21 protein-coding genes are annotated in these 26,839 nt (G+C 42.2%); 6 read left to right on the top strand and 15 right to left on the bottom strand.

Annotation, left to right across the window (positions count from 1 at the left end):
* Positions 1-808 precede the first annotated feature (808 nt).
* From L0951_RS08055 to L0951_RS08045, 3 genes are all read left to right on the top strand, one after another.
* Entirely contained in the window at positions 809-1,567 is a 759-nt protein-coding gene (locus L0951_RS08055; protein ID WP_234110721.1) for a hypothetical protein, read from the top strand.
* A gap of 166 nt (positions 1,568-1,733) precedes the next feature.
* Complete coding sequence (locus L0951_RS08050) at positions 1,734-1,952, top strand: hypothetical protein (RefSeq protein ID WP_234110720.1); 219 nt, start codon at positions 1,734-1,736, stop codon at positions 1,950-1,952.
* Positions 1,949-2,146, top strand: a complete 198-nt coding sequence (locus L0951_RS08045; RefSeq protein WP_234110719.1) for a hypothetical protein — start codon at positions 1,949-1,951, stop codon at positions 2,144-2,146. The genes L0951_RS08050 and L0951_RS08045 overlap by 4 nt, the downstream gene beginning before the upstream one ends.
* Before the next feature lie 430 nt (positions 2,147-2,576).
* Here the strand turns inward: L0951_RS08045 and L0951_RS08040 are convergent, their stop codons facing one another.
* The 11 genes from L0951_RS08040 to L0951_RS07990 all read right to left on the bottom strand — a co-directional run bounded on the left by L0951_RS08040 (position 2,577) and on the right by L0951_RS07990 (position 16,575).
* Positions 2,577-2,822 (bottom strand): hypothetical protein, encoded by a 246-nt coding sequence (locus tag L0951_RS08040; protein ID WP_234110718.1) that lies wholly within the window; start codon positions 2,820-2,822, stop codon positions 2,577-2,579.
* A 4-nt stretch (positions 2,823-2,826) separates the two neighbouring features.
* A complete protein-coding gene (locus L0951_RS08035) occupies positions 2,827-9,732 on the bottom strand; it encodes an RHS repeat-associated core domain-containing protein (RefSeq protein WP_262908467.1) in 6,906 nt (2,301 codons plus the stop codon).
* 85 nt (positions 9,733-9,817) lie between these two features.
* The gene (locus L0951_RS08030; RefSeq protein ID WP_234110716.1) at positions 9,818-10,303 is read right to left on the bottom strand and encodes a hypothetical protein; all 486 of its coding nucleotides are present in this window, start codon (positions 10,301-10,303) and stop codon (positions 9,818-9,820) included.
* Positions 10,304-10,306: 3 nt separating this feature from the next.
* Positions 10,307-11,401, bottom strand: a complete 1,095-nt coding sequence (locus L0951_RS08025) for a hypothetical protein (RefSeq protein WP_234110715.1) — start codon at positions 11,399-11,401, stop codon at positions 10,307-10,309.
* A 758-nt stretch (positions 11,402-12,159) separates the two neighbouring features.
* Positions 12,160-12,363 (bottom strand): hypothetical protein, encoded by a 204-nt coding sequence (locus tag L0951_RS08020; RefSeq protein ID WP_234110714.1) that lies wholly within the window; start codon positions 12,361-12,363, stop codon positions 12,160-12,162.
* Positions 12,364-12,573: 210 nt separating this feature from the next.
* Positions 12,574-13,221, bottom strand: coding sequence for an SOS response-associated peptidase (locus L0951_RS08015; protein WP_234110713.1), 648 nt, complete (start codon positions 13,219-13,221; stop codon positions 12,574-12,576).
* Between the two features lie 434 nt (positions 13,222-13,655).
* The gene (locus L0951_RS08010; RefSeq protein WP_234110712.1) at positions 13,656-13,949 is read right to left on the bottom strand and encodes a helix-turn-helix transcriptional regulator; all 294 of its coding nucleotides are present in this window, start codon (positions 13,947-13,949) and stop codon (positions 13,656-13,658) included.
* Positions 13,950-14,120: 171 nt separating this feature from the next.
* A complete protein-coding gene (locus L0951_RS08005) occupies positions 14,121-14,618 on the bottom strand; it encodes an ATP-binding protein (protein ID WP_317207199.1) in 498 nt (165 codons plus the stop codon).
* A gap of 51 nt (positions 14,619-14,669) precedes the next feature.
* Positions 14,670-15,155: a type II toxin-antitoxin system VapC family toxin gene (locus tag L0951_RS08000; RefSeq protein ID WP_234110711.1), complete on the bottom strand. Its 486-nt coding sequence runs from the start codon at positions 15,153-15,155 to the stop codon at positions 14,670-14,672.
* Entirely contained in the window at positions 15,145-15,927 is a 783-nt protein-coding gene (locus tag L0951_RS07995; protein ID WP_234110710.1) for a hypothetical protein, read from the bottom strand. The genes L0951_RS08000 and L0951_RS07995 overlap by 11 nt, the downstream gene beginning before the upstream one ends.
* A gap of 360 nt (positions 15,928-16,287) precedes the next feature.
* Positions 16,288-16,575 carry a helix-turn-helix domain-containing protein gene (locus L0951_RS07990; protein WP_234110709.1) on the bottom strand — a complete coding sequence of 96 codons (288 nt, stop codon included), beginning with the start codon at positions 16,573-16,575 and terminating at the stop codon, positions 16,288-16,290.
* 670 nt (positions 16,576-17,245) lie between these two features.
* On the opposite strand from L0951_RS07990, the gene L0951_RS07985 reads away from it, so the two are divergent.
* From L0951_RS07985 to L0951_RS07975, 3 genes are read left to right on the top strand one after another with little or no spacing between them, the layout of a single operon-like run.
* Complete coding sequence (locus L0951_RS07985) at positions 17,246-20,245, top strand: SusC/RagA family TonB-linked outer membrane protein (protein ID WP_234110708.1); 3,000 nt, start codon at positions 17,246-17,248, stop codon at positions 20,243-20,245.
* A 10-nt stretch (positions 20,246-20,255) separates the two neighbouring features.
* Positions 20,256-21,626: a RagB/SusD family nutrient uptake outer membrane protein gene (locus tag L0951_RS07980; protein ID WP_234110707.1), complete on the top strand. Its 1,371-nt coding sequence runs from the start codon at positions 20,256-20,258 to the stop codon at positions 21,624-21,626.
* 2 nt (positions 21,627-21,628) lie between these two features.
* On the top strand, positions 21,629-24,127 hold the full coding sequence (locus L0951_RS07975) for an alpha/beta hydrolase family protein (protein WP_234110706.1): 2,499 nt from the start codon (positions 21,629-21,631) through the stop codon (positions 24,125-24,127).
* A gap of 106 nt (positions 24,128-24,233) precedes the next feature.
* Here the strand turns inward: L0951_RS07975 and L0951_RS07970 are convergent, their stop codons facing one another.
* The 4 genes from L0951_RS07970 to L0951_RS07955 are packed head-to-tail and all read right to left on the bottom strand — an operon-like array spanning position 24,234 to position 26,433.
* Positions 24,234-24,503: a DUF6520 family protein gene (locus L0951_RS07970; RefSeq protein WP_234110705.1), complete on the bottom strand. Its 270-nt coding sequence runs from the start codon at positions 24,501-24,503 to the stop codon at positions 24,234-24,236.
* A 28-nt stretch (positions 24,504-24,531) separates the two neighbouring features.
* Positions 24,532-26,037, bottom strand: coding sequence for a DoxX family protein (locus tag L0951_RS07965; RefSeq protein ID WP_234110704.1), 1,506 nt, complete (start codon positions 26,035-26,037; stop codon positions 24,532-24,534).
* A gap of 17 nt (positions 26,038-26,054) precedes the next feature.
* Positions 26,055-26,213 carry a hypothetical protein gene (locus L0951_RS07960; RefSeq protein WP_234110703.1) on the bottom strand — a complete coding sequence of 53 codons (159 nt, stop codon included), beginning with the start codon at positions 26,211-26,213 and terminating at the stop codon, positions 26,055-26,057.
* Positions 26,214-26,220: 7 nt separating this feature from the next.
* Positions 26,221-26,433 (bottom strand): hypothetical protein, encoded by a 213-nt coding sequence (locus L0951_RS07955; protein ID WP_234110702.1) that lies wholly within the window; start codon positions 26,431-26,433, stop codon positions 26,221-26,223.
* Between the last annotated feature and the right edge of the window lie 406 nt (positions 26,434-26,839).

The raw sequence follows: 26,839 nt of genomic DNA, 5'->3' as shown, positions 1-26,839 counted from the left end.
TGCAGCATACCCTGCTTGCAATGCAAATGTAGAGAAAAAGAGTTAAAAGAGTGCAGAATTATCATATTTTAACTTTTTTAAGGGACACGCATTTTCTAGGCACTCTCGGTAAGTCGAGCGACCGCGGTGACAAAACAAAATGCCACACGATAGATTCGCGGCAGCGGGGAGCAAAAAGCAGGTCTGAAGTGAGTGCGCTGCGGAGTGTGGAGGTAATGGGGTAGAGAGCTGTGCATTTCCCACTCGATAATATTGTGGTAGCGGTGAAAATGAAAACCTTATTGCCTTAGTAAACCCAAAGACAATAAGGAAATAAGGGAATAAGGTTGGGGTGGGAAGAATTTGTTTTTCCAGTGATACCGTTGAGCGTGAGCCGCGATTTGCGATGATTTTATTAAAAAGGCATATCATAAACCTTATTTCCTTATTTAACTGCAAAATTTGCGAAGACGATAAGTAGCGGTATTATTCCCACGCGATAAAACCGTGCGGTTTCCATGAACTATCCATGAAGTATCCATGAAGTATCCATGAACTATCCATGAACTATCCATGAAGTATCCATGAAGTATCCATGAAGTATCCCTTAAGCATCCTTCGTGGGATTTTGGAGGCGATATGGTTTTATTCGGCAAAAATGGACGGAAACGGCAGGTTCCGGAATAAGTTCTCGTTGGCGGAAAAAACGGCTGTGAGCGGCACGGACACTTGCTTTGCTGGGTTTTAATGACAAATTTTGCTCTGTGATCACAAGGGCTTGAACGGGTGTGCCTCAACATCCGAATGTTCATTTTAAAACTTAAAAACAATGGCAAGACAAAAAGGTATTGTTAAACTGAAAGGTACGATGGGCGACATCACGTTCTACCGTACGAGAGATGGCTACATGGCCAGAGAGAAAGGCGGCATTACCGCCGAACGAATGCGAAACGATCCCGCATTCCAGAGAACCAGAGAGAATATGGCGGAGTTCGGAAGGGCCGGCAAGGCCGGTAAGATGCTGAGGGCCTCCTTCCAGGCGCTGCTGCGGACCGCTGCAGATCCAAGGATGGTGGGCAGGCTGACGAAGGAAATGGTGAAGGTGATCCAGCTGGATCCGATCAACCCGAGAGGTCAGCGCACCGTCGTCGACGGGGATATGGAACGGCTCGCCGGTTTCGAATTCAACATCAACGCGAAACTGGGCACGACTTTCTACGCACCGTATGTAAGCACGCTGGACCGAGAGTCGAATACCGCAGGGGTGAGCATTGACCCGTTTGTTCCGACAGACAGCATTGCTGCACCGGCCGGAAGCACCCACTTTAAGCTGGTCTGCGGAAGTTCCGACCTAGATTTCCAAACAGGAGTGTACACCTCTGAAGTCGCAGAATCGGATACGCTGCCGCTGAGCAACGTGCCCACCACTTTGCTGGAACTGGAAAACGGTCTGCCGACGGGTTCGACCCATCCACAGTTCCTTATTTTGGGGATCAACTTCTACCAGGAAGTCAACGGCACGTTTTACGAGCTGAAGAACGGAGCATTCAATGCACTGCAAATCGTGAAAATCTCAGGAACGCCATAAAGCATGGTTCTTGAGCTGATCAGGACTTACCACAGCGGGGGAGTAAAAATTACTCTCCTGCTGCACGGTAAGGAACGGTGTGAAACGATAGCGCTTCCGGGAGGCCACGCTATAAAATCGCGCGGGAGCGTGGCGAATTATTGTTAACCATATAAAAAAAGAGATTATGAATAAGATTATCCGAAGGGTGCAGGAACCCACCCCGCGGTTTTTCCGCAAAATCAGAAATTTCGGGCTGCTGCTCACCGGAATTGCAGGTGCCATCACCACCGCACCGATTGTGCTGCCGGCAGTGCTGACGACCATCGCCGGATATGCGATGATTGCGGGAGCCATCGCAAGTGTGGTGAGCCAGACCGCCGTGGAGAATGAGGACGGGCTATGATGCCGTTCGATTCCACGCTTCGCCTCAGTACGTTCAGCGGGATGGCGCTTACCGTGCTGATGCAGTTGCAGCTTGGCAGTGAGGAGGTTTTGAAGACCGTGGTTTTGGCGGGGGTTGGCGGAGTTTCCAGCTACCTGTTCACGATCGGTTTGAAGTACCTGATTCACTATTACAAGAAAAAGTTTAACCAGTAGAGAAGGCCTCCGGAAGGGGGCTTTTTTGGGAGCTGATAATTTAAAACTAATAATTTTATACTTTAAAATTGTACTGTTTTCAAGGGAGGTTACAACCAGAGTAAACTTCTTCTTCAGCTTCATGCCGTCTGCACGGTAAACATACTCGGTCGTGTTCCCGTTCTGCAGGATCTGCCGCGGCAAATGCAGGTGGTTGTAGGTAATTCCAGAGATCCCCTTGTCGGGCATGACGGTCATTTTGCCGTTCGCGTTGTACGTCACTAACTTTGATACACGAGGGACGATTCACAATCATTTAAAGTATGTTTTTCTGTTAAAAATAACAAAAGCAGGAGTACCCTGCTTTTATTTATCAATTTTTATAATTTATTTTTTATTGACTATCAGTGATATACATTTTCAAAACAGTCCTATCACTAACTTAGGGACATTACCCAGAATAATATTTAAAATAATAAATAACTGCAACAATTATAAAAACAATTCCAGTAATTAGAATAAATTTAATCTGAACATAAAAAATGATTTTAAAGCCATCTTTAAAATAATCTTGGATTTTTTTTCGCTTTACGCCATAATTTGGTTTTCTATTTTTTCTATTTAAGAAATATCCTATAATAACAAACACTAATCCAAAAAGCAAAAACCTATTTGCTTGATCAAAAAATACATCCATCTTATTATTTCTTATTATTCGGAATTATAATTCGTTGTTCAATTTTAGGAGCAACAATTTTATCATATAAAAATGAATGTATTTTTAAAACTACTTTATCAGTTACATATTGCCCCCCAGGTATTCGATCTATTGCTTTACCCATACCTACAAAAACTACATATTTTGTACCCCTATATACTACCATCCTCCAGTTTCCATCAATTCCATCTAAAACCATATTTCCTAATGTCCCAGCAGCAGAAAAACGAGCACCAACATCAGTAAGTACAAAAGACCCTCCTTCCGTAACAGGAGCGAAAAGAATACCTGTTATTTCCATCCAACCTCCAACTTCTTCACTTGTATCAAATAACGATCTTAATTTGACTTTAAGTTTTTCAATCTGAGGATTTGATTTTGCTTTTTGTTTGTCGTCATTTTTCTTTGGTTTTGGATCATCACCTCCATCATCAAAAGACGAATCCATTTCATGCATGGTATGATTCAACCCTGCGACAATCCCCCCAATCACAGCACCCTGCCAGAAGTTTCCGCCAGTAAGTTCAGCACCAATACCGCCACTCAACGCTCCAAAGAAAATTTGTCCTCCTGCCTTTCCTGCCCAATCTCCTGCAACCGCTCCAAATCCTGCTGCTCCCAAGCTTCCAAAAAACCCTCCTGTTGCTCCGCTTAGAAAACCATTTCCCTGCACCAGACTCATTACTCCTTGCGATACGGCGTGCATTCCTGCGCGTACAAATTCCAACCCAACTCCTCCTATAGATTCTTTCAAACCTGATGCAAACTGGGTAAGCTTACCCGCTTCACCTGCCACACTAAATACACTCCCTATACCAAAGGTAACCGCAGCACTTATCCCTCCAATAAATGCAGATTTCAGAATGCCACCGATACCAATCTGCTGTCCCGTAAGACCTGCGGTTATTACGGCAGATGCCAAACCAACCGCTATTCCTATTCCCACCGCTTTCCAGAAAATAGCCAGAGCCAAAAACTGTAAAAACTCCCCACTCGGGTCATTATACATCAGCGGATTGTTCAGCACGTACCCGTACTTGTTGTAGTTCTGCGTATTGTGAGGATCCTGTATATTCTCGTCTGCATTTAAGAAACGTCTTAAAAGAGGATCGTACAGCCTTCCATTCATATGGATCAGCCCGACCTCCGCAAAATGCTCATGGCTGGTGTAGCCTCTGTCTACAATAAGATTTCCATTAGAAAGATAGTTTCTTATCTGCTCTTTATCCGTAACAATAGCGTTGCTGCCAATCTTTAAATGGGTAACATTTCCCCATGCATCAAAGTGTCGCTGCTCCAATTTGGTTCCCGCTTCATCGGTTATCGCCAATATACTTCCTAAATAGTCCTTGTGCAGAAATTTAAAAGAACCGCTGCTCTCCGTATAGTTCTTCAAATATACAATATTTGATTCATACGGCGTACCGCCGATATAGATCAGGTGCTTCTCCTGCCCAGAAATATTATCTTTAATTATTTCAAAACTTCCATCTTCGCTGTAATACTTCGTAAACTTCCCTTCGCTTCCCTCTATAAAGTTACCTCCGTAAGTCACCCTCTGCCGCATTGAGGTTAATCCGTACTCAAAAGCCACATCGCCTTTCAGCCCGTCGATGAAAACAGGGTCGTTGTTCTCGTTGTAGCTGATCTTCTGCAGCAGGTCGCCGTCGTAGTTCGTGGTCCCCACCGTGTTCAGCACCATCCCGCTCGGGCGGTACTTTTTGGCGGCGTTGTCGAACTTGATCGTCCCCACCTCGTCATTCTCGGTGATCCGCCCCTTGTTGTCGTAGAGGTTCCGTTTCTGGTTTTGCGTAAATATCCCCGTCACGGGGTCGGTCCAGTTATAAAGCCGGTTGTTGTCGTCGTACTGGAACTGCTCTATGATGTTGAAGTCGCCGCCGGTTGTTCTGCTGTTCAGCTCGTTCTTTATGGCGTTGAAGCTGTAGCCGATCTGTAATACTGTATTTCCGGTGCCGTTGGCGGCATGGTTGGTGTTGCTCAGAAAACCGCTCGCGGCATAGGTATTCAGGATGTTTACATTCCCCAGCATGGCATTGGTCACCTGCCCTTTGTCATTCACCTCGTTCAGCTGCCACAGGATCTTTCCGGTCCCTTTTTCTTTCACCTGATAGAGCTCGCCGCTCCATGCATCGTCATATATATTCTCAATAGATACTTTGGTCAGCACCCCGGACGAGTACAGCGACTTCTCGTAGGAGGTCACCCGCATCATCTCGTCGTACGTGATGCCCTTCTTCATGAAGTACTTGCCGTTGCTGTCCTCGTACGAGCTCAGCACCCTGCCGAAACCGTCGTAGGTGATGCCGCTGCTGTACGGTTTCCCCAGGGAGGTGCCGTATTTTTTAGTGACCGCTCCCTTATCATTGTACTCGAAGTGGATGGTTTTGTCCGTAACGTTCCCGGTGGTCGTCTTTTCCTTCTGGGTGATCAGCTGCCCCTTGCTGTTGTACTCGTAGGTCTTCTCGCCTTTCGGGCTTTTCACCTTGGACAGCGCGCCCATAAAGCCGCTGTACTGGTATTCGTAAACCCCGTTGGAAGGATCCTCGAACCTTACCTTGTTGCCCCACACGTCGTAGTCGGTCTTTACGATGTTTCCTTCGTAATTGGCCTCGGTATTCTCGCCCGCCGCATTGAACTTGAAGTTGATGATCCCGCCCAAATCCTCCGAAGAGATGATGTTCCCCAAAGGGTCCGCAGTCTGCTTCCTGAAGCGGTTGTTGGCGTTGGTTTCGGTGGTGGTTACCGTTCTGCCGTTATAGGTGGTCACTACTTCCTTTCCGGTAAATGAGGTTGCCTTCACCGGGCGGGAATAGTCGTCATACTCTATGGTATTCCAACGGGTAGCATAATTGGAATAGGGTTCCGATTCTTTGGTTTTCCTTCCTAATTCATCATAAACCGTAGCCACCGATGAATATTCCCCCTGCCCGAACTTCTTCACGGTAGTCCTGTAGTTCTGCCCGACCTTGTTGGTATAAGAGATTTTTATCCCGCCATCCGGCGCATACTCGGTAATTATGGCATCGCCGTTGGATTCCTTCCTGTACTGGTAGGTGATGGTTCCCCCCAGGTTGGTTTTGGCTTTCAGCAGCTTGCCCCAGCCGTCGTACTCGTTGGTGAGCGTATTTCCCAGGGGGTCGGTCTGGGTCAGCAACTGTCCCCAGTCGTTGTAGGTGATTTGGGTTTCCAGGCCCAGATTGTCTGTTTTTTTAATGACGAACCTGCCTTTCGGGTCGTACTGCGCCTTGTCGGTTTTGCTGTAGTTCAGGTCAATGCTGGTGGTGACCGTTTTCTCCGTAATATTCCCGAAGCCGTCATGGTCGTAGGTTTCCAGAAACCATCCGCTGTTGTCGCGGTTCATTGACATTTTGTATTTGAGCAGGTTTCCCTCGTATTCGTATTCCTCCCTTGCTCCCTTGCTATCGCCGTAAACGTTCATGGTTTCGGTTTTGAAGGCGGGTCGCCCGATATAGTAGTCCTTGCCGGTTCCGGATGGGTTGTGGATATAGGACAGCTCAGTGGTGGAAACGGCAAAGCCGTTATTGATGTTGCTGGCCGTCTGAACCGGCAGATAGTATTTTGTGCCGCCCGAAACATCCACATCGTAAATAATTGAACTTTCTGTACGCACATCCTTCAAAAAGTCTTTGCTAACAGACAGCGTAGGAACCGTGGCACTCACCATCTTCGGCTTATCCGCGGCAGAAACCGTGTTGATATCCACAGTGCTTCCGTTCAGCAACTTATCAAACCGGTAGGCGGTGGATTTGAAGGAAAGCAGCTGGGTGTTGCTCTCCGAGATATCCGCCGGGAAAATCTGTGATTCTGTATTGGTCTTAATGCTCCATTCCTTTATCGGGACACCATCGTTCAGCGGGTCGATCTCCGCGCCGCTCCATATCTTGGTATTCTCGAATCCGTCCGAATACCAGGATGAGCGCGCGGTCTGCCGGAAGCCCACCATTCCCCGACCCTGGAGATGGGTAATCAAACCGCGGTACCTGAAATCCTGCTTGCGGATTTTGTTCACGCTGTTTACAGGGATAACCTGGCTAAGCTGGGAAACGGCATAGGATTGTGGTATTTTATCTAGTTCCATATAAGGGAACAGCTCAGATTTCACCGGAGCATATACACCCGGAGAAACAGACGGATCAAGTTCCCTATAGTCAATCTGTGTAGTGACACCCCCCTGCGTTATGGAAGTAATATTTTTATCGAAACCCAAATTATAGTTTGTGAAGGAAATTATTCTTCTGTCCGATGAATTCTGATCAACAGGTTTACAAATAATTAGAATTTTTGAATTTGATGTGTTAATTCTGAAATCTCCATATATCGGATATAAAATATACTTTTGGCGCTCCTCATTGTATATTTGTTTATGATTATAACTCCACTTAATTTGTGAATTGGTTGGGTCGTATTTAAACTCTTTAATTAAGTTAATATATGTATTTGAATTTTCATTTGCTGGTCCATAATAATTGAGCATACTTACAAATTCAGATTTCCCATCATTATCCAGATCCAGCATAACCGGATAGTGAAATGTGTACCCCCAGAAATCAGGCCCATTTTTATAGTTCCATGTAAAGCCTTGTATATCCTCTGTTAAAGAGTTTCCTTTATTAAGATAGAAAGACCATCCATCATTATAATAATCTCCGGAACTTGGATCACGATAATTTATTGGTGCTAAAATTTCAATATTTCCATCTCCATTCAAGTCTCCAAACATAATACGTTCAGTAAGTCCCTTAACTTGGTGTAAATTTTTATAGGTTATTGTATATTGGTCACCAACTTTCTTGATCTCATATTGATAAATATTATTAAGCGGGGTAGAATGGGATCTTATGATAGGAGGTAATGTGCTTTCAATTTGTCCATATTCGGATGGTCTTGTATAAAAACTTACATTGACGTTAGTTCCTGTTTCCTTTATATACATAATATCCTGATTCCCGTCATTATCAAAATCCATGACGGTAGTCTTGCTAAGGATATTCATCTGCAGAGGTGGACTAATAGTGTGGACGCCGCCTGTCACCAGGTCGCCACTATCGATTACCAAATAGCGGTATCCAAGAGTCCTGCAGTCCCATCTTGTCTTTAAAGGATCTTCAACAATTACCTGATTAAAACATTTAGAATCCTGAATAGCAAGTACTGTCTCCGAGAGTCCGTCGGAATCTATATCGATTTCCTTTGTCCCTTGCAGTGCCGACCGGCTTGCCTCACCAATATAATTGTAAGTTGGATCGGGAAGTGGTGGGTAGGTCGAGGGAGAGTACTCATAGTTTGCTGCCGGTATTATTTTAGAGTATTCCAAAACCAGCGGATTATTAAAGGTATTAAGTATGGAGCTGTCTGATTTGATGGAATAGTAGTGTAGTTCGATATCTCCGGTTTCAGGGGGGACATACCCCGTCAAGTGTTTTGCTACAAGTATTCCTTGCCTGGGTTTAATAATATTATCTGCCGGCTTTATATTAAAGGTATAAATAAGAGAACTCGGGAAATAGCTCGAAGTAGGACCAAGATATACAAAGGAAGGTGCCGAATTATTTACTGCATCAAAGTAGATATAATATCCTTCGGGTCTCCCGTTTTGTGCCGGCTGGCTTACCATAAAATCTATCAAGCCATCCCCATTATAATCACCTGACATGATAACATCTTCAAAATTAAAAAATGGCTTTTCTTCTGTCTTGGTTGTAAGGCTTTTGGAAGCGAAATCGATGGCATTCGCAGCATTTCCTTCAGAATTATATTCTGTTATTTTACTTGGGAATCGATAGGCTATAGTATTTGAGGTATCACCATTAATGTTAGCATTCGTATATGTAATTTGGTATCTTTTAAATGTTGATCCGTTTGCCTTAACCATAATATAATTAAGTACATTATTTTGTTCAAAATATGCTCCTCTTAAATATGATGTTTCTTTTAAACCTCCTCCATAGTATGAAAATACAATCTCATTAAAATGCACCTTTCCTAACGTCTCATTCCCACCCCACTGGATGGAGGAAATAACCGCCACATTATTGGCCTGTGTGTAACTGTAGTTAATATAATTCCCCTGCGCGTCCCTCCATTTTACGATGTTGTACTCCACGGGTGTCCTTGCTGAGATATACCCGCCCTCAGGAGTCGCCCCATACCACGCCTGCGATCCGTCCTCGAAGGTCACCTCCCAATATTCCGGGCCTTTCCACTGCTGGCCCGTGATGGCGCCCATGCTCCTGATTTTAACGTTAGAGAACTTCTCCGTCACGTACTCGGCGCCGTCCTTCCCGTACTCGCCGGATTTAAGGATCAGCCGCTGCCCGTTGAAGCTGTAGTAGTCCGAGTAGTCCAGCTGGACGCCGCGGGCCTCGCCGTCCTTATCGATATTCCTGCCGACCCTCGATATGGCGGTGATCCCAGAAATATTCCACCCATAACCCGCAATCCCGTTCCCCGAGCCGCTCGTATAGACCAGGTTGATCTGCGGGGCTACGGATTTTACACCCGGCGGTAAGGCGATGGGGAGGGTGAACTGCAGCTGCCCGCCGCCGTTCACCTCGATGTTCCCCCGGGTGTCGTGGAAGCTTGTACCCTGCGGCGACGTGGTGCCGCTCGGGTTCCCCGATCCCGCCGTTGACGGGCCGGTCGGGCCGCCGCCACCGTCCTCGGTGGCCGCGCCGATCTTCGCCACAAACGGGTCGGAGATGGAGGAGGTGGCACGGAATCCCGGCGCAAGGACCACCACGTTGGGGTCCTGCACCGTGCGGCTCGCGCCTTCCTGCTGGTTGAGGATCGTTTGGGAAAATAGGGATCCTGTAATAAGGATATACAGAAGGGAATAGATCTTTGTCATTACATAAAAAATGGGGTGTGTAAAACTTTGCTCTTGTGGTTTCTTTGCTTTCTGCCTGTTGTTCGGGGCGGGCGGTGGCCTGTCCCTACAGCCTGGTGATGTTCCTGGAGATCGTCCTGCCGTCCCTCAGCCGGAACGTCAGTACATATACGCCCATATAATAGCCGTGCATATCGATCCGGATCTCCCGGTTCAGATTCGGGAGGTTCTTCTGCCTGAACTTCCAGTGGACCGTGTTCTGCTCGTAGAGGCTCACCTCGGCGACCAGGTCGTCCACCTTCTCCGTCCATGCCACCGTCAGCACATCCCTCACCGGCACGGGGTAGATATGGATCTCCCCGGAAAGCTCGTCCTCGGTCCCGGTGGCCGCCGTGGCGGGCCCCTCATTGGTTTCGGGAGCGGGCCTGCCGACGCAGGTGGGGCAGAAATACCCCCTGAAAACCTGGTTGCCCGCATCGTCATACTGGAAGATGATGGACCCCGTGGGCTGCGGCACCGCGGTGGTGCCGAACTGCGCATCCAGGCACAGGGAAAAGATCATTAGCGGGAAAAGCAGGAGTGGTCTCTTCATGGCTTATGGCTTGTCGTTTTTGTTTACCCTGTTCTCCAGCTGCTCCAGCCTGTCCTGCTGCGCCTTGATCGTCTTGTCCTGCGCGATGATGTAGAGGGTTAGTTCTTCAATTTTCTGTAAAAGCCTGATCTGGAATTCGCCGACATTCACGCCGTCCGTCTCCATCTCCTTCGCGGAGGCGATCTCCGGCAGGTGCCTCTTCTCCCTGATATGCCTCTCCACCTCCTCGAGCTTGGGCAGCTTATAGTCTTCATCGAAGACGAAGTCCGCCGTCGGGGTGGTGGTGACCTTGACCTCCCTGGCCTCGAATTTTCCAAGTAGCGCCATGTTGCCGTCATCCGACAGTTTGAGGCGCGGCGCCACGGTGCTGCCGTCTGCCGAATAGCTCCAGAATTGCAGCGAGTTGCCGTATCCTCCGGTCATGTTATAGATCTTCCAATTATTGATCAGGGTACCAGTCTTCGATGGATTGGCTAGGCTGATGCTCCCTCCCGCGGCGCTCGATTCTGAACTAATCAGCCCCCCGCCGTTTGCCACTACTACTCCATCTGTTGCAATCCCGGAAGATGATACCGTAAGCCTCTGTCTTTTTTCCCCGGTATTGGAAACAAGATTGAAATTAACCTCGTTTTCCAGCAACCTCATGTAGGAGCCTCCCCGTGAATTATTGACGCGGGTGAACGCCGTTCCGTTTGCATAATTGGTAATGTTGTTACCGACTCCCACACCGGTATAGGACGCCGATGGTTCGGATGCCCACAGCACAAGATTGGCGGGCTGGTCTGAACCGTTTCCCTCGGAGCTCAATAAGATCCTGCTGTTCTCATGGTTCCCGAAAACGGTAAGCTTTTCCTGCGGGGTCTCGGTCCCGATCCCGATATTGTTGTTTCGCAACACCTGCAATGCCGTCGAGCTGGTCGTGGTAAGCCGTATGCCCCCATCCCATTTGATAAGCAGGCCATCGTTGCCGGGGATAGGATAGTGGCCTATGGAATAATATTCGGGTCCGGAGTTCCCATAAAGCATATCAAAGGCTATACTTTGTGCCCGTAATAGCGTCGTGAAAATTACGGCTGCAAATAATAATGTTCTTCTCATTGTCTATTTTTTTTGTGATGAAATATTAACATTTTGTTTTGATGATATAAACAAGCTTTTCATAGATGAAGATTAAGGCCTAATATTTATGGGCGTTCAGACGCCATCCAAAATAGTTTCGCATCCCATATGCCGGAGAATCCCCTCCAGAAAGACCCAGGCCTGACCCCTTCTGCGAAATGAGGAACGAAATCCCAGTTTCTCACAGAGCAGGGGCGGTGAGACTTCGGAAAGTGCTTTGTCTTGGATCCCTGTGCTGAGAGGTGCATTCCGGGGGTTGCGGATACCGCGTAGATCAAAAGCTTCTTCATGGAGGGGGTGGTTTTTAATTCCCTACCAAGTTAACATATTTTAAGAGTCGAAATTCAATTGGCCGATAATTATGTTAAATTTTCCCAAAATTTGGAATGAGTTTAAATAAGGTTCCGAAGTGGTGAGGATTTTTTTTGGGGGCGGAAAGGGGAGTGGAGGAGGGTTGGGGAGTGGTTGAGTGGGGAGGTGGAGAGTTGGAGGGTGATTGAGTAGTTGATTGGGGAGTGGTTGAGTTGGGAGTTGGAGAGTTGGATTGGTGGGGTGAGGAGTTGGATGGGTGGACGGGTGAGTGAGTAGTTGAGGAGGGGGAGAGTTGGATTGGTGGGGATCCCGATAGCTATCGGGAGGAGGGGTGGAGAGTGGGGAGTGATTGAGTCGGGAGAGTGAGTAATTGTGCTTGTCCGCCTACCGGGAGGGGTCCCGATAGCGATCGGGAGGAGGGTTTTTTAGTCGCGGATGATTTCTTTGACGGATTCGTGGGGGATGCCCATGTAGGTGCAGAACTCTTGGAAGGTGAGTACCTGGTGTTCGGGTTTGTTGAGGTGCTTTTTGATTTTGTGGATGAGCTCGCGGCTGTATCGCTCACTTTTTCCGGTGATGAGCTGGATGTCCTTGGGGTAGATGCACAGCCGGAGGGTCCGCGGTTTCATGGTGTCGGTTTTTTGGTTGGCATTACAAATATTGGGAAATTATCTGGAAGGATTTCGGTAGTGGCTCGGTAGTACCGAAAGATTTTTTTTCGATTGACTATGCGATGCAATCGAGCGGGATCGGGGAATCGTTCTTTCCATCGTAGCTAACAGAGGATTGACCACGCGATACAATCGCGCGGGATCGGGTGGATGCTTCGGAAAGCGGACTTAAAATAAGGTTGCGGTTCCTTCGATGTTGGTGAGGTTTTCGGCTTCCAATGGCGGATCGTATTCGGGGTAAAGGAAGTATTCGACGGGAATGTCATCGAGCCAGGTGTATTGGTTTTGTTTCGATAAGAGGATGGGCATCCTCTTTTTGGTATTGTGAATTTCCGCCATCAGCGGATTGGCGTCCGTGGTACCGATGGTCACGGTCAACAATTCTTCGTCTGTTGAGGGGTCTGTCCAGATATTGTAGAGTCCCCCGATGGTGAAGATTTTCTGGTTTTTGATTTTGATCAAATAATTATCTTTCTGTTTTCCTTTAGAGTCCAGATGTTTCCATTCGTGGAATCCATTTACGGGGATCAGGCAACGGTTGCTTACCGAATTTTTGAAGGTGGGTTTTTCGTGGACTTCCTCCATTCTGGCATTCAATGTTTTTTTGGCGAATTCCTGATCCTTTGCCCAGGACGGTAAGAATCCCCACTGCGCGGGAACAATTTGGCTGGGTTCGCGATCCAGAATCACCGGTATTTTTGGGTTTGCAAAACCATTGATTCTAAATTCCTTGTGGTAAGGTTCTCCATGATATTCCGCATCGAAGAACTCTTCCAGCTCCTGCGCTTCGGATAATAATGAAATGTAGTAGCACATCACTTAAGTTTTAGCTAATTTAGAGAATTTCTGACAAATGAAGCCTGTACCATGCTCCGTATGTGCAAACTAATCTTCTGTTGGTGATGTCATGGGTTTTGGGTAATATAGGGGCAAAAAGTGGTTTAGTGGGGCTTCTGATAGCCTGTGGTAAATGGATTGGCAAAAAAATGAGTGCGTGCTTATTTGTCAGTTGCGAAATTACAAACTTCGCAAAGTGGGCTCTAAAGTGGGGCTGTTTTGGAGCGCTGGTAACGCGTTAGTGGTAGAGTATTTTGTGGGTGCGGTGGGATTTCAAAAAGTGGCTCCGAATTGAGGTTACTTGGGAGGGTGGGCGGATACTTCGGAGAGCGAGGTTTTACAGTTCCTAAAATTTCCCAGAATAACTTTTGAACTTACACACTTGGCGGGATAGTGTCGTTTTAGAATATTTTTCAGAGATTTATAATAATTTTGTTTTCTTTTGTTAATTTCTTTTCAAGTTTTAAACATGATTCTGCTATTTTTAAATTCTCTTCCAATGATTTTAACTGAAATAGGGATTCATACTTTAGTCCTACTGCTTGACAAATTTTCAACAAGTTTTGCCAACTAGTTGAAATTTCAGCACGTTCAATTCGTCCAACCATCATTCCATTTGAACCTATCGTTAATCCAATATCCTCTTGGGAAAGATTCTTCTTTAGCCTTTCTAATTTGATAATACAGCCTATTTGTAAACCAAGCACATCTATCAACTCTTTCAGTAAATTTATCTATTCTTTTAAGAGTAGTAGAAATAATTATTACTCCTCTTATTCTTTAGCATAGACATCAGTATTGTCTATCTGTCTATGTTTTATTAATTTTCTCTTTGAGTTATCATCAACATAGACATTACCATTGTCTATGTGTCTATGTTAATCAATAGGTAAGTACCTAAGTTTAGGTGATTTTGGATTTTCATTATTAGTTTTAATAAGTCCTAAATCTAACATCTTAGCAAGATGTCTGCTGGCAGTACGTTGTACAATACCTAACTCTTCAGAATAATATTTAGCAGATACGTCTTGTTGTGTTCTTATCCAATTATAACCTCTTAACTCATCAGGATTAAGTTCTTCAATAGCTTTATTATCTGACACAGTTCTAAGAGATTCATTACTTCTTGGAAATTTAATTACCATATAAGGTTCTTCATAAGAAACTAATGGAAGGGGTAAATTATGTTTTTCGGGTAGCTCTTTGAGAGTTTGAAATCCAAGACCTCTTTGTTCAACCAAACCTAATTGGTCAAAAGCATACATAATTTTTGGATTTCTACTTAATGAAGGAGCATTGAATCTCTTTATTTGCTCCAGTTTTAATGGTTTTACAGCTTCGCCCGGTGATTTAATTATAATGGCATCGTTGTTAATTTCAAAAAGTGGCTCCGACGTGGGGTTGCTTGGGAGGGAGGGCGGAAATTTTTATTTGAGGTCTAAAAATCCAAAAAATTCATTTGGTGGAACTTTTAAATCGATGAATCTGAAGTTTAATTTATGTTTTTCATCTTCCAATAATTTATAAATCTTATTACTTTCTGAATCAGAAGATAAATAGAAAGAGATTGTATTTTCTACATCTGCTTGAGAAAATAATTTTGAATCATTTGGTATAAGTTTTCTTTCTCTTAATTGAAGTTTTCCTTTATTTGTAAAAACAATTCTTGCAATTTCACCAGTTTTGACAGAGTGATTCAAATTAAATGGTAATATTGCTAAATTTCTCAAGGGTAATTCTGTAATGGAACCGCCCACACAATATTCAGCGACTGAAATTGTGGAAATATACATTTTCATTTCTTCCCGCAGAAAATATTTATAATATTCTAATGCGTTTTCAAATAATGGATCATCATCATTAAGAAAACGTATGAAAAAACTTGTATCTAAAAGGACGCCATTAACTTTCATAACTTCCTCTTATCTGTTTCAGCCATTCATCTGCATTTAAATTTGAAAGCCATGATTTTTTTGCTTTGCTTCTCAAGTTTTTCAAATAATTTTCATCATACATTGGATTGTAATCTATCAATTCTATAAAATCCAAATTAGAAAAATCAATATCTCCATTTTCTGAATGTTGTTTCCCTTTCGCACGTATTCCTAAATGCTTATATAAAATATTTTCTTCTTGTTGTTCAAGAAAAGCAATAGGAGTTTGTATTCTCACAGTTCCATACTCATCAGTAAGCAAATGAATATTCGCTTTATCTTTTCCGCCGGCATTTGTTATTTTTCCGTAAAAATAGAATTCTGCTTCTGCCCAAATTGCTTCACTTCGTCTAAAGTCAGAGTTTTTATCTATTCGTATAGAATTTGTTCCATTAACGGATGTATTAATATCAAATATAAAATCTTTTTTCTTTGCTAATTCTTGTAGATTTTCGATTGCTTTCGCTGTTCCTAAATCTAAATAATCAATTGAGTTTGTCGTAGAAACAAGTCCTAAAACTGCATTAAAACTAACGATATATTGGATTCCGGTTTTAAAAATATTTCTTACTGAACCTTCTTGAATATCATACGAAATTAATGGCCTGTTTTTTTTATCGCCATTATATAAAAGGTCATCTACATTTTCCAGAATAGAAATAACTTCCCTGATATCAAAGTTATCAGGATTTATATCAACGTTTCCAATTTTTCCAGAAACTCTTATTTCTATTTGACCATTTTTCTCCACCTTACAAAAATAAGCAAATTTTCATACTTTGATATGTACGTTTTGGCCCAACAAGTAGTAAACATCTAAAAACGCCGCTACCGCCCGATTTTATCGTATGGGAAAAGCTTCGCTACCGCCTAATTCTAACAAAGCTGCTGCGTGATTTTATCGCGTGGTCTAATCGATTGACTCCGCAAGGAGTAAACATGTAAGAAAATGTATCTAGCTCAGCTTCACGATATTTTATGCGGCGTAAGGGTGTCTTTTTTCATAATTGGACCCTGCTTTGGGAATATTTCGGAGAGCGGGAGCTAACGGAGGATTGACCACGTCTGGAATCTCGCAGGAGCGTAGCGAAAGATCGAAACCAAATCAGCATTATTTTTTCTTTTTCCTGCTAACTTTAAGGATATTGTTTTCCTTCATATAAGTTTCAAAATCAAACTTTAAGGCAAACAGTTGTTGCGGCTCGATTCCTGCTGCTAAAGATATTCGAACCAAGGTCGACAATTTCGGGATGTGCTCTTTATTTAGTAATCGATAGACTTGCCTTCGATCAAGATTAGCTGCTGCCGCTAGGTCTGCAACATCTATTTCTTTGGCGTCAAGTATGGTCTTGATGTGATCGGCTAGTGCCGTAAAATATTTATCTTCGATTACTTTCATTTGTTAAAAGTGACATTTATGTCAAAATATTCATTGACATATTTGTCACATTGAAAAAGTATTTATATATTTGACCAATAAATTATGCAATGCGTAATTTTGCGATACTTCAAAGAATTAATTAGAAGCTATTGCTTAGAATCCCGATTCGAAAACTGGTAATTTTTAACATGCGGGAGGATAAGTAAAGTAGCTCACGACCTAGGCGTGGGCTCACTTATCTGCATGTAAGGTATGCCAGTACCCCGAATCGGATTTGTTGAGTTCCACGCTGTTTTGTGTTCAGCACTCACCATTTCCTAAGCAAAAGTTTCAAAGACGACGACCTCTACAGTAGCGTGCACAGCTACTGCGGCCTAAGCGCTCACGTGACCACTATTTTTTTTTTTTTTTTCATATCAACAGTTTTGCATTTGGGCAGGGCGGCGTCTGGTATAGCGCTGCCTCCCGGTGCAAGATGCCCGAAGAACGAAGGCCGGATCACGAAACCAAAGACTGGACACCTATAAAAAGATTGCCACCTCATTTTCCTCCGCTATGTTCCTCGCAATAACCATAAATGCCTATGTAACATAAAATTCTACAAAAAAACTCTTCCGGCGAAGTTTGCAGACCTGCACGGAAGAGCGAGTGCTAATTAAAAATCTTTAACTAAAACCTAAACAAAACTATGGAAAAAATTTCACCCTTTCTAAGGGTAGGGGCATTTTTTACGATGCTGCTCACGGGCTGCCTCCTTTCCGCCCAAAACACCGTCACCGGACGGGTGCAGCAGAATGGAGAGCCCATAAGCGAGGTGTATGTTTCCCAGGAGGGAACAAACACGGAGACACAAACCGACAAGAACGGAAATTACCAGATCAAGACCGAGGGAGCAGATCCCGTGCTGGTGTTCCGACATCCGGATTACGCGGAAGAGAAAACCAAGGTGAACCAAAGAAAGCAAATCAATATCTCCCTGGGCGAAAGGATGCATAAGATAGAGGAGGTGGTGCTGAATGCAGGATACTACAAGGTGAAGGAGCGGGAGAGTACCGGAAGCATATCGAAAGTGACCGCGAAGGATATTGAGAATCAGCCGGTTACGAATGTCCTTTCTGCTGTACAGGGACGAGTTTCCGGCGTGAACATAACCCAAAATTCCGGTGTTCCCGGCGGAGGGTTTGATATTCAGATCCGAGGAAAGAACAGTCTCAGGACGCGTGATACTGGTAGCACAATTGATGGCAACCAACCGCTCTATATTATTGACGGAATGATAATAGGTGGAGAAATGACATCACTGTATTCACAGGTAGTTTTGCCGGGAAGGAGTATTAATCCACTAAACAGCATCAATCCTAATGATATAGAGAAGATCGAGATCCTTAAAGATGCAGATGCAACCGCAATTTATGGTTCCAAAGGAGCCAATGGCGTAGTGCTTATTACAACCAAACAGGGAAAAAATAAGAAATTAAGCCTTGATTTTAATACTTCTTACGGTATAAGCAATGTAATTTCCAATCTTACAATGATGAACACAGGGCAATATCTTGCGATGCGTAAGCAAGCATTTGTCAATGACGGAATCAGCAATTACCCCGCAACAGCCTATGATGTGAACGGTACTTGGCAGCAGGACAAATATACCGATTGGGCAAAGACCTTAATTGGTAATTCGGCAACAACGTCTAATACACAACTATCTTTGAACGGCGGGAGTGAAACCACTAGTTTTTTATTAAGCTTGTCTAATAACGAGCAGACAACAGTTTTTGGCAAAAATTTCAGGTATGTTAACAAAAGTATATCCAGTCACATTTCGCATAGGTCTGTGGACAAAAAACTTCTGATAAACATAGCCAATAGCTTTTCAATACAAAAGAATAATGTCTTACGAACAGATATCACAAGACAAGCATATTTCATCAGTCCCAATTCACCTGAGTTGTATAACTCAGATGGAAGCTTGAACTGGGCAAATAATACTTATGCCAATCCTGTAGCCGCCTTCAACAGCACGTATAGGAACGAAAACAAGCAGTTTCTTAATAGTATCAATGCTCAGTATGAAGTGTTCAACAAATTTTACCTGAAACTTAACGGCGGGTTTAATTATCAGACTTTTGAAGAGCTCTCTTTGCAGCCAAATACGATTTATAATCCTGCCTATGCCGCCGGGCAATCGAGTGCAACATCTATGGCTTCTAAAAACAATCAGGAAAGGTTCTCTTTTTTGATAGAGCCACAGGTAAACTGGAGCTTTCAAAAAGATAGGCATAAAATCGATGTGCTTGCAGGTGGAACATTTCAAAGGGATACCAATAAGCAAGGGTCTATTGTGGGAATAGGATTTGAAAGTAATGCATTCATCACTAATATCGGAGCTGCAAGAACAAAAACGGTATCAGATCAGGTAGAAACGGAATATAGATATGCAGCCTTCTTCGGAAGAATCAATTACCAATATGCAGATCGTTATATTATTAATATTACAGGTAGACGAGATGGTAGCAGCCGTTTTGGTCCCAATAAAAAGTTTGCCAACTTCGCTGCAATTGGCGGTGCGTGGCTTTTTTCAAATGAAAGCTTTACTAAAGATGTTAGCTGGTTGAGTTTTGGAAAGCTTAGAGGAAGCTTTGGAACCGCTGGAAGTGATAATATTGGTGATTATCAGTATTTGGATACTTATACGGTATCTTCTGCGTATATCTACAATTCAATCACAGGTCTGATACCATCGAAGCTCTATAATAAAGATTACAGCTGGGAAAAAACTAAAAAACTGGAAGTTGCATTGGAGTTGGGGTTATTTAAGAACCGTTTCAATGTAAATGCAGCTTGGTACCGTAACCGTTCGAGCAATCAACTTGTGGGTTATCAACTGCCATCCACTACAGGCTTTACAAGTGTTATCGCGAATCTCGATGCCATAGTAGAAAATAAGGGCTGGGAATTTGACGCCAATGCCAAGCTATTCTCCAGTGGCTCATTCAAATGGGAAACAGGTTTCAATATTAGCTTTCCAAAGAACAAACTGGTCTCATTTCCAGGTCTGGAAGGTTCAACCTATGCTAACCAATTTGTGGTTGGTCAATCTACTTCGATTATCAAGGTTTACCAACTTGAAGGTGTTAATCCACAGACCGGATTATATCAGTTCACTGATTACAATGGTGATGGAAAGATATCTTCGCCCGATGATAATAAAGTAATTGAAGATATAAGTGTCAAATATTATGGAGGATGGAGCAACAGTTTCAGATATAAAAACTGGGATCTTTCATTTTTATTGCAGTTTGTCAAACAAAGAAACCGTAATTACAATAGTATAATGCCAATACCGGGCAGTATGAACAATCAACCTGTTGAAGTAATGAATGTATGGTCTGCTGAAAATTCAAACGGGGTATATATGCCATATAAAACAGGAGCTAATCCATCACATATATTATTTCAGAACAGCACAGCAGCCGTTTCTGATGCGTCCTTTGTCAGATTGAAAAACGTGCAGCTTGAATACAAGATACCTTTACAAAACAGTACTTTCAAAAATGTAAAGATTTATTTCCAGGGACAAAATCTGTTGACATTCACCAAATATTTTGGTGTTGATCCTGAATTTGCAGCCCTTGGCTTTTTGCCAACTTTAAAAACATACTCATTTGGAGTTCAGTTTAATCTGTAAAAAATAGAAAATGAAAAACATACGAAACTATATAAGAACTATCCTTTTTTTAAGCATCACAAGTATAATTTCCTGCGAAAAAATGCTGGAGGTTGATATTCCTCAAAATCAGATTGACAGGAATCTTGTTTTTACCGATACACAGACCGCTAATGCAGCTTTAGCGGCTTTATATTCGGGAGTCAGAGATAATTCATTAGTAGCTGGAGACGAAATCGGTGTATTTATGAGTATTTACACAGATGATGTTGATTGCTATGCGACAACGGCTACAAATGGAGTCTATGAGCTTTACAAAAATCAGCTGATATCAAGTAATCTGAGCATCTATGCAGTCTGGGCTAATACATACCAGCAAATCTATCTTGCCAATTCCATTTTGGAGGGTGTACAGAATTCCTCATTAGCAACTGCTGACAAAAACAGGATAACAGGTGAAGCATTGTTAGTACGCTCAATACTGCATTTTTACCTTCAACAGATCTACGGCGATATTCCCTATGTAAATAGCACGGATTATCAAACAAACAGTTTTATAGGAAAAACTTCGTATTCGGACGTGTTGGCAAAGCTAGAAAGCGACTTGGGTACCTGCATTACATTGCTCAATGATGATTATAGTAATGTTGAAAGGATTTTTGTAAATCGTAAAGTAGCGGAACTGATGCTTGCAAAAGTATATATGGCTGAGCTTCGGTACGGTGATGCAGAAACAAAACTAAAAAGCATCGTTCAAAGTCCTTTATATACTTTTGAAAATGATATTACTAAGGTATTTCAAAAATCAGGTAAACATATCTTATGGCAGCTAAAGCCAAAAAATTCAGGGGATGCGACAAAGGAAGCCGGTATTTACTATTTTACAAATGTAGCGCCATCAAACTATGCATTATCAACAAATTTGGTAAACTCCTTTGCTTCTTCTGATCTCAGAAAACAGAATTGGATGGCAACTGTAACTGTAGGAGGGAATACTTGGTATCGTGCTGATAAGTATAAGAACCGATCCAATAATACTTCTGAATATTCGATCGTATTCCGTTTGGAAGAAGTTTATCTCCTACTGGCGGAAACATTGGCAAAGCAGGGCAAGCTTGGTCAGGCACTACCTTATATTAATTCCACGAGACAACGGGCAGGGCTTTTGGCTTTACCTGTCGGTACTTCACAGGCAATACTATTATCTGAGATTAGTAATGAGAACCGACGAGAATTTTTTACGGAAATGGGGCATCGTTTTTTTGATCTGAAACGAAACGGAAATTTAAGCAACCTTGTTTCTGCTAAACCGAATTGGCAATCATTTCACCAATTATGGCCTATCCCGCAGAAAGACCTGCAACTCAACAGCAACTTAAATCCTCAAAATCCCGGATATTAAATATGAAAGCAATCGCATATTTGGCGCTCTTTACCTTATGCTTTTTACAGATGTTCAATAGCCAGACAAGGAGGGATAGCCTTGAATACCAGATGAATCATCAATACAGGCTAAAAATTCTTAGCCTGTCGGGTAAAGGTGAATGGGTACTTGCTGCTAAGTACTATGATCTTAACAGGGATTCACTCTTGATCTTAAGTACGAAAAAATCTGTACTCAAACCAATATCTCTGGTTGGGTTTAATATGTCGCAGGGGTTTTTAAAAGAGGAAGCCATAATTGCAGCTTCTCTTAATAAGGCAGTATATCGGAATTTAAAAAGCGACAGGAACATCATCTATAATGACATAAAAAAAGTAACGACTCTCGAACAGTCCGGCAGGTATTCCATTCTGAACAACAACAGTACATTTACAGTGTATGATATATCCGGAAATGAACTATACAGGCTCGACAGTATTCAGGGTTTTCCCCAAACGGATAATCAAAATAAGATGTATGTTCTGAGAAAAACAGGAAGCCTATATGAAGTTGATGATGTTTCGGGAGCCGGCCCAAGAAAACTATATGCAGGCACTCTTAAAATTAAAAGATTCGAGCTGAGCCAGTCTGGGAAATTGCTCTATGTGATCGAAGAAAAGCAAGATGATTTGGCAGAGCAGGCAGTGATTATCAATATTGTTTCGGGTGTGGTTTTAAAGCCGATTATTCATCCGATTAACAAAGAAGATTACCTTTCGGTTAATGAAATTGGCGATAAAGGAAGCTATCTGATTAAAGCACAATCTAAAATTAAGAGAAGTAAAAATGTTGAGATATGGTACGGGAATGACGGGAACCTTATTAATCACCAGCTGGAATTTGATGCGGTCAATACCTATTGGCTTGTTGATGCTTCAGGAAAAGCTACTCTATTGCCGACAGCTAAATTCCATACTCTTTTGTGTACCGGAAATGATAGGTATGTTCTGGCATTTACTGATGGTGAACTGCAAAATTATGTCACACGGACGCAAGACATAAAGATATCTCTTCTCAACCTTTATTCTTTAAAATGCGAGGAATTCGATATTGTGAAAGATTCATCGCTTTATCTCTCAATGAAAGGAGAATATCTTTTGTATCTTAATATGAACAGCGAATGGGTTTTGTGTGATATGGTATCTTCAAAAAAAAGAGTCATTGCAAAGGATTTTCTTAAAAACCCTGTTTTTAATTTCGATTGCCGTCTGATTTATTTTGAGAGCGATAATGGTCTTTTAGTATATGACGTGCTAGCAAATGAATTTAACGCTCAATTGTGTGGAAAAGAAAACTCGACACGAATATTGAATAAGGCACGAACAGGATTGATGGCTAGCTATTTTCATATATACCGTTCAACTTTGAACAAGAATGAACCATTGCTGGTACAGGCTAAAAATACTTTCACGGATTCGTCGGCTTATTTTTCTGTTAGGGATAAAATTCAGAAACCAATCATCAAAAGCACTCCTAAATTTATTCGGGAATTTTATTATACTGCTGATAAAAACAGATTTGTCTATACCGAGGAAAGTTACAATGACCCGATACAGCTTGCATTCCGCGATATCGAAAGAAAAAAAGAGGTTAAAATCTATAAAGCTGTCGGTAATAATGTTGATAAGACTTTAAAACGTGAAATGATATATTACAAAAATTCCGATCATAAGGAGTTAAAGGGAATATTGTATTATCCGAAAAATTTCAACCCTGAAAAGAAATATCCTGTTGTTGTAAGGATCTACCAGATTCAAAGCGATACCTATAACCAGCATCTCATATTGGGATACAATAATGATATTGCGTTTGATATCCGTGCCCTTGTTGAAAGTGGATATTTTGTTTATTTACCGGATATAGTTTATGGAAAGATGGGAACCGGACTTTCGGCTTTAGACTGCGTTAACAAAGCTTTGGATGCTATTGAAAACAGAAGTTATATCAACAAAGAAAAAATTGGATTAACAGGTCACTCACATGGTGGTTACGAAACCAATTTTATTGCAACGCACTCCAATCGTTTTGCTGCCTATATTTCCGGAGCTGGGAATAGTGATTTGGTTCGTTCTTATTTTTCCTATAATTACAATTTCCATAGTCCGTTTTACTGGCAGTATGAAAATGGACAGTATGAAATGAAGATCCCCTTCAGTGAAAATAAGAAATTGTATTTTTCGAACAGTCCGATTAATTACTGTGAAAATGTTATTGCACCTATGCTGTTATGGGCAGGGAAAAAGGATGAAAATATTGCTTGGGATCAGGTAATGGAGTTCTACATAGGATTAAGAAGAAATAACAAAGATGTAATTGCTTTGTTCTATTCTTCGCATGGGCATAATTTAGATTTTAGTTCTGCTGAAAGAAAAGACCTGTATTACAAAGTTCTGGAATGGTGGGATTATTTTCTGAAGGATAAAAAGAATGCATTATGGATTGATAAACAAATGAAAAGAGTCCGTCTCACAACTAAATGATGTGGGTTGAGAATCCGCGAAACGAAATACATTCTCATATAGGGGTACAGGAAAAATAACAAAAAAAGCCGTCTTTCACGAGTTGTGAGACGGCTTCCTTTTTTTGTTACGGTTTAAAGAATAATTCTTGTCCACACATTGTAGGATTATCCGAGATTTTCTCCACTAAGTGTGTGCCTCCATCACCGCTCCATACACACGGAGCCGTGCCTGATGTCTCACATTGTTGCTGAGCGTCAACACATGCTCCTGTAAGAGCGTCGATTCTGTACGCATTAACAGCAACTCTTGCTGATGTACTTTTTGCTGCCTGAGTACCGAAAGCAGCACCTGTGCCAAGTAAAACTGTAACAACAGGTAGAATTAATTTTTTCATATTAAAAAAATTTGAATGAGTGCCTACTCTATTTAAGGTTTTCGGCTTTCCCTTTATAAAGGTTAATGATTGGTCTGGTAAATTTGTATTTTACTATTTCACTACCGATGATAACAAACAGGTTGGTATCCGTGGCATACATATCCGAAATTGATTTATCATTTCTTTTCTTAATATAAAAGCTGCCGACATACTCTTGTTTATCTATACGGTAGATATCTATAACAGAATTGAATTTCCAGGATTTAGCAGGCTCATATTTCCCCATTAATCCTGATTCCACAAATAATAAATTTTGATTGGCAACAGAATTTATATTTCCCTTAATTGCAGGAACCGTCATTTTATGTCTCCCGTCTTCCATTGCTTTCACAGTAATTTTAGTTTGATTCACTGTGTCGATTGTTTTAAACCGTCCAAAGAGATTAAAGTTCGAATCGGCAAGTAGATACTGGTTTCGATAACTGTACACATATGCAAACTTCTTTTCACTGTGGCTTAAAATTAACTTTCCGTCACTATCAAAAACACCGTCGACCTGTTTCTGCAATAAGTTGGGGTATAAAATGGTTTTTGGCTTTCTGTTAAGGTATAGGCTGGCTAAGGTATATTGTTGCGTATATTTGCTCTGAGTCCTTAATGCAAATCTTGTCGAATCTAAAACAGCCATTTGGGTGAAATAAGCATCACGGTAACTGATGATTTTAACGGAATCTTTGCTGATGCTTCCTTTAAAAATCACAGGTACACTGCCGTCAGAAATAAAAAAATAATTTCTCCAAGTTTGCACCTGCAAATTTCTAAATGGAAAATCAGTGCGTGGAAGCTTAATTCTCTTTTGATTTATTGCAGACAGATTTTGATCTATCGTTGTGAACACAAGAGGTGCGGTAACATTTCCCAAATAGAGTTTCTCATCATTTTGACCTGCAAAATAAAATGAATTTACTTTTAAGTCAAATACCTTTTCTTCTATGACCGGATGTATCAAGAATCTTCTTGTAAAATTGTTTTCTTTCTTGATAATATATTCTGATGAATAAAATAAAGATAGTACTAAAATTGAGCAAATGCAGATCACGGAACCAATTACAATTCCATATTTTACAATTTTTCTGTTGCTGTAGGTTTCTACACAGGCAATTGCTAAAGCTGCTAGCAAAACGCAACCTATATTAAAGACCAAATGCTCCGTCCATCCCATTTTCTCTAAGATTCCACCACAAGAGCACGGTACGAAGTCGCTGTAATTGAGAATCAGGTAAATATAGACGGTGAAAGCGGTCATCAGGGAAAGCGAGCCATATAAACCCAATCGATTGGTTTTTTGGATGAGTAACAATATTACGATTGCAAGTTCGATAATGATAACCCCATAAGATATGGTTCCCGCATAGGCGCTGAGCAAAGGCGATTGCGCAATCTGCACCTGGAAGTTTTCGAAATCCAGTATTTTGCTTACCGCTGCGTAGGTGAAGAGTAGTGCGAAAAAGTAGGTCGTCATTTTTGGAAACCAAAATAAGATTGTTTTCATGAGTTTACTTTTTGTCGTTAACCTGAGTACAGTAGGGTCCAGGTTGCTTTTCTTTCTCCGTAGAGGGGCATCACCTGTCCCTTGGCGATGGGCATGGTGGTGGACCATGCGCCTTTTACTTTCCAGATACCGCTCTCCGGGCATTTCTGCCCGGAAGTTGCGGTGATTTCTTTCATTTCCATGTCACTTTGCCGGGGCCGGTCTCCAATTGTCGCGGTCCTTCGGTTTGTCTTTTGGTGGCGGGGGATTAGTGGGACCGCTGGTGTTGTTGGTTTCCATGGTTTCGGTACTATTGACTGTAAATTCGTTGACGGGGTGTCTTTCCTGCTCTCTGCAAGCGGAGAGTAATATTCCCAAAAGGAATGTCACCCATAAATACCCATTTAATTTTTTCATGATGGTAGGTTTAAGAGGTTAGACATTCCGGCCGGATATGATTTGAATTCGGGAACGAAGTTAGAGTGAAAGTGAACACTCGTGCAAGAGTTTGTTGGTACGATTTATAAATTTTTACGTAAAAATTTATAAATCGTACCCCCTAAATACCTTGTGTCAACTCGCTCTGGTATTGGTTTCTTTGATTTTGGAACTTGATGCGGCATCATGCTATGATCTGCAGCGAAAGCGGATGAGAATATGTTAAAAATATTGTGCTATATTTGGGTTATTATTAGTGATATTATGTTGAACTAAACCTCCGGTAGCTTTTCCCATTCGCCGTTTCATTAACTTTGTTTTCATTAACCTTTTAAAAACCCATAAAATGGCTACAAAAAAAAATCTCCGGAGGAATTAAGAACGA

The organism is Chryseobacterium sp. R2A-55 (assembly GCF_021401085.1).
In the GTDB taxonomy this organism is placed as follows: domain Bacteria; phylum Bacteroidota; class Bacteroidia; order Flavobacteriales; family Weeksellaceae; genus Kaistella.
The sequence above is the reverse complement of the archived record's forward strand: the minus strand, read 5'-3'. Positions and strand labels throughout refer to the sequence as shown.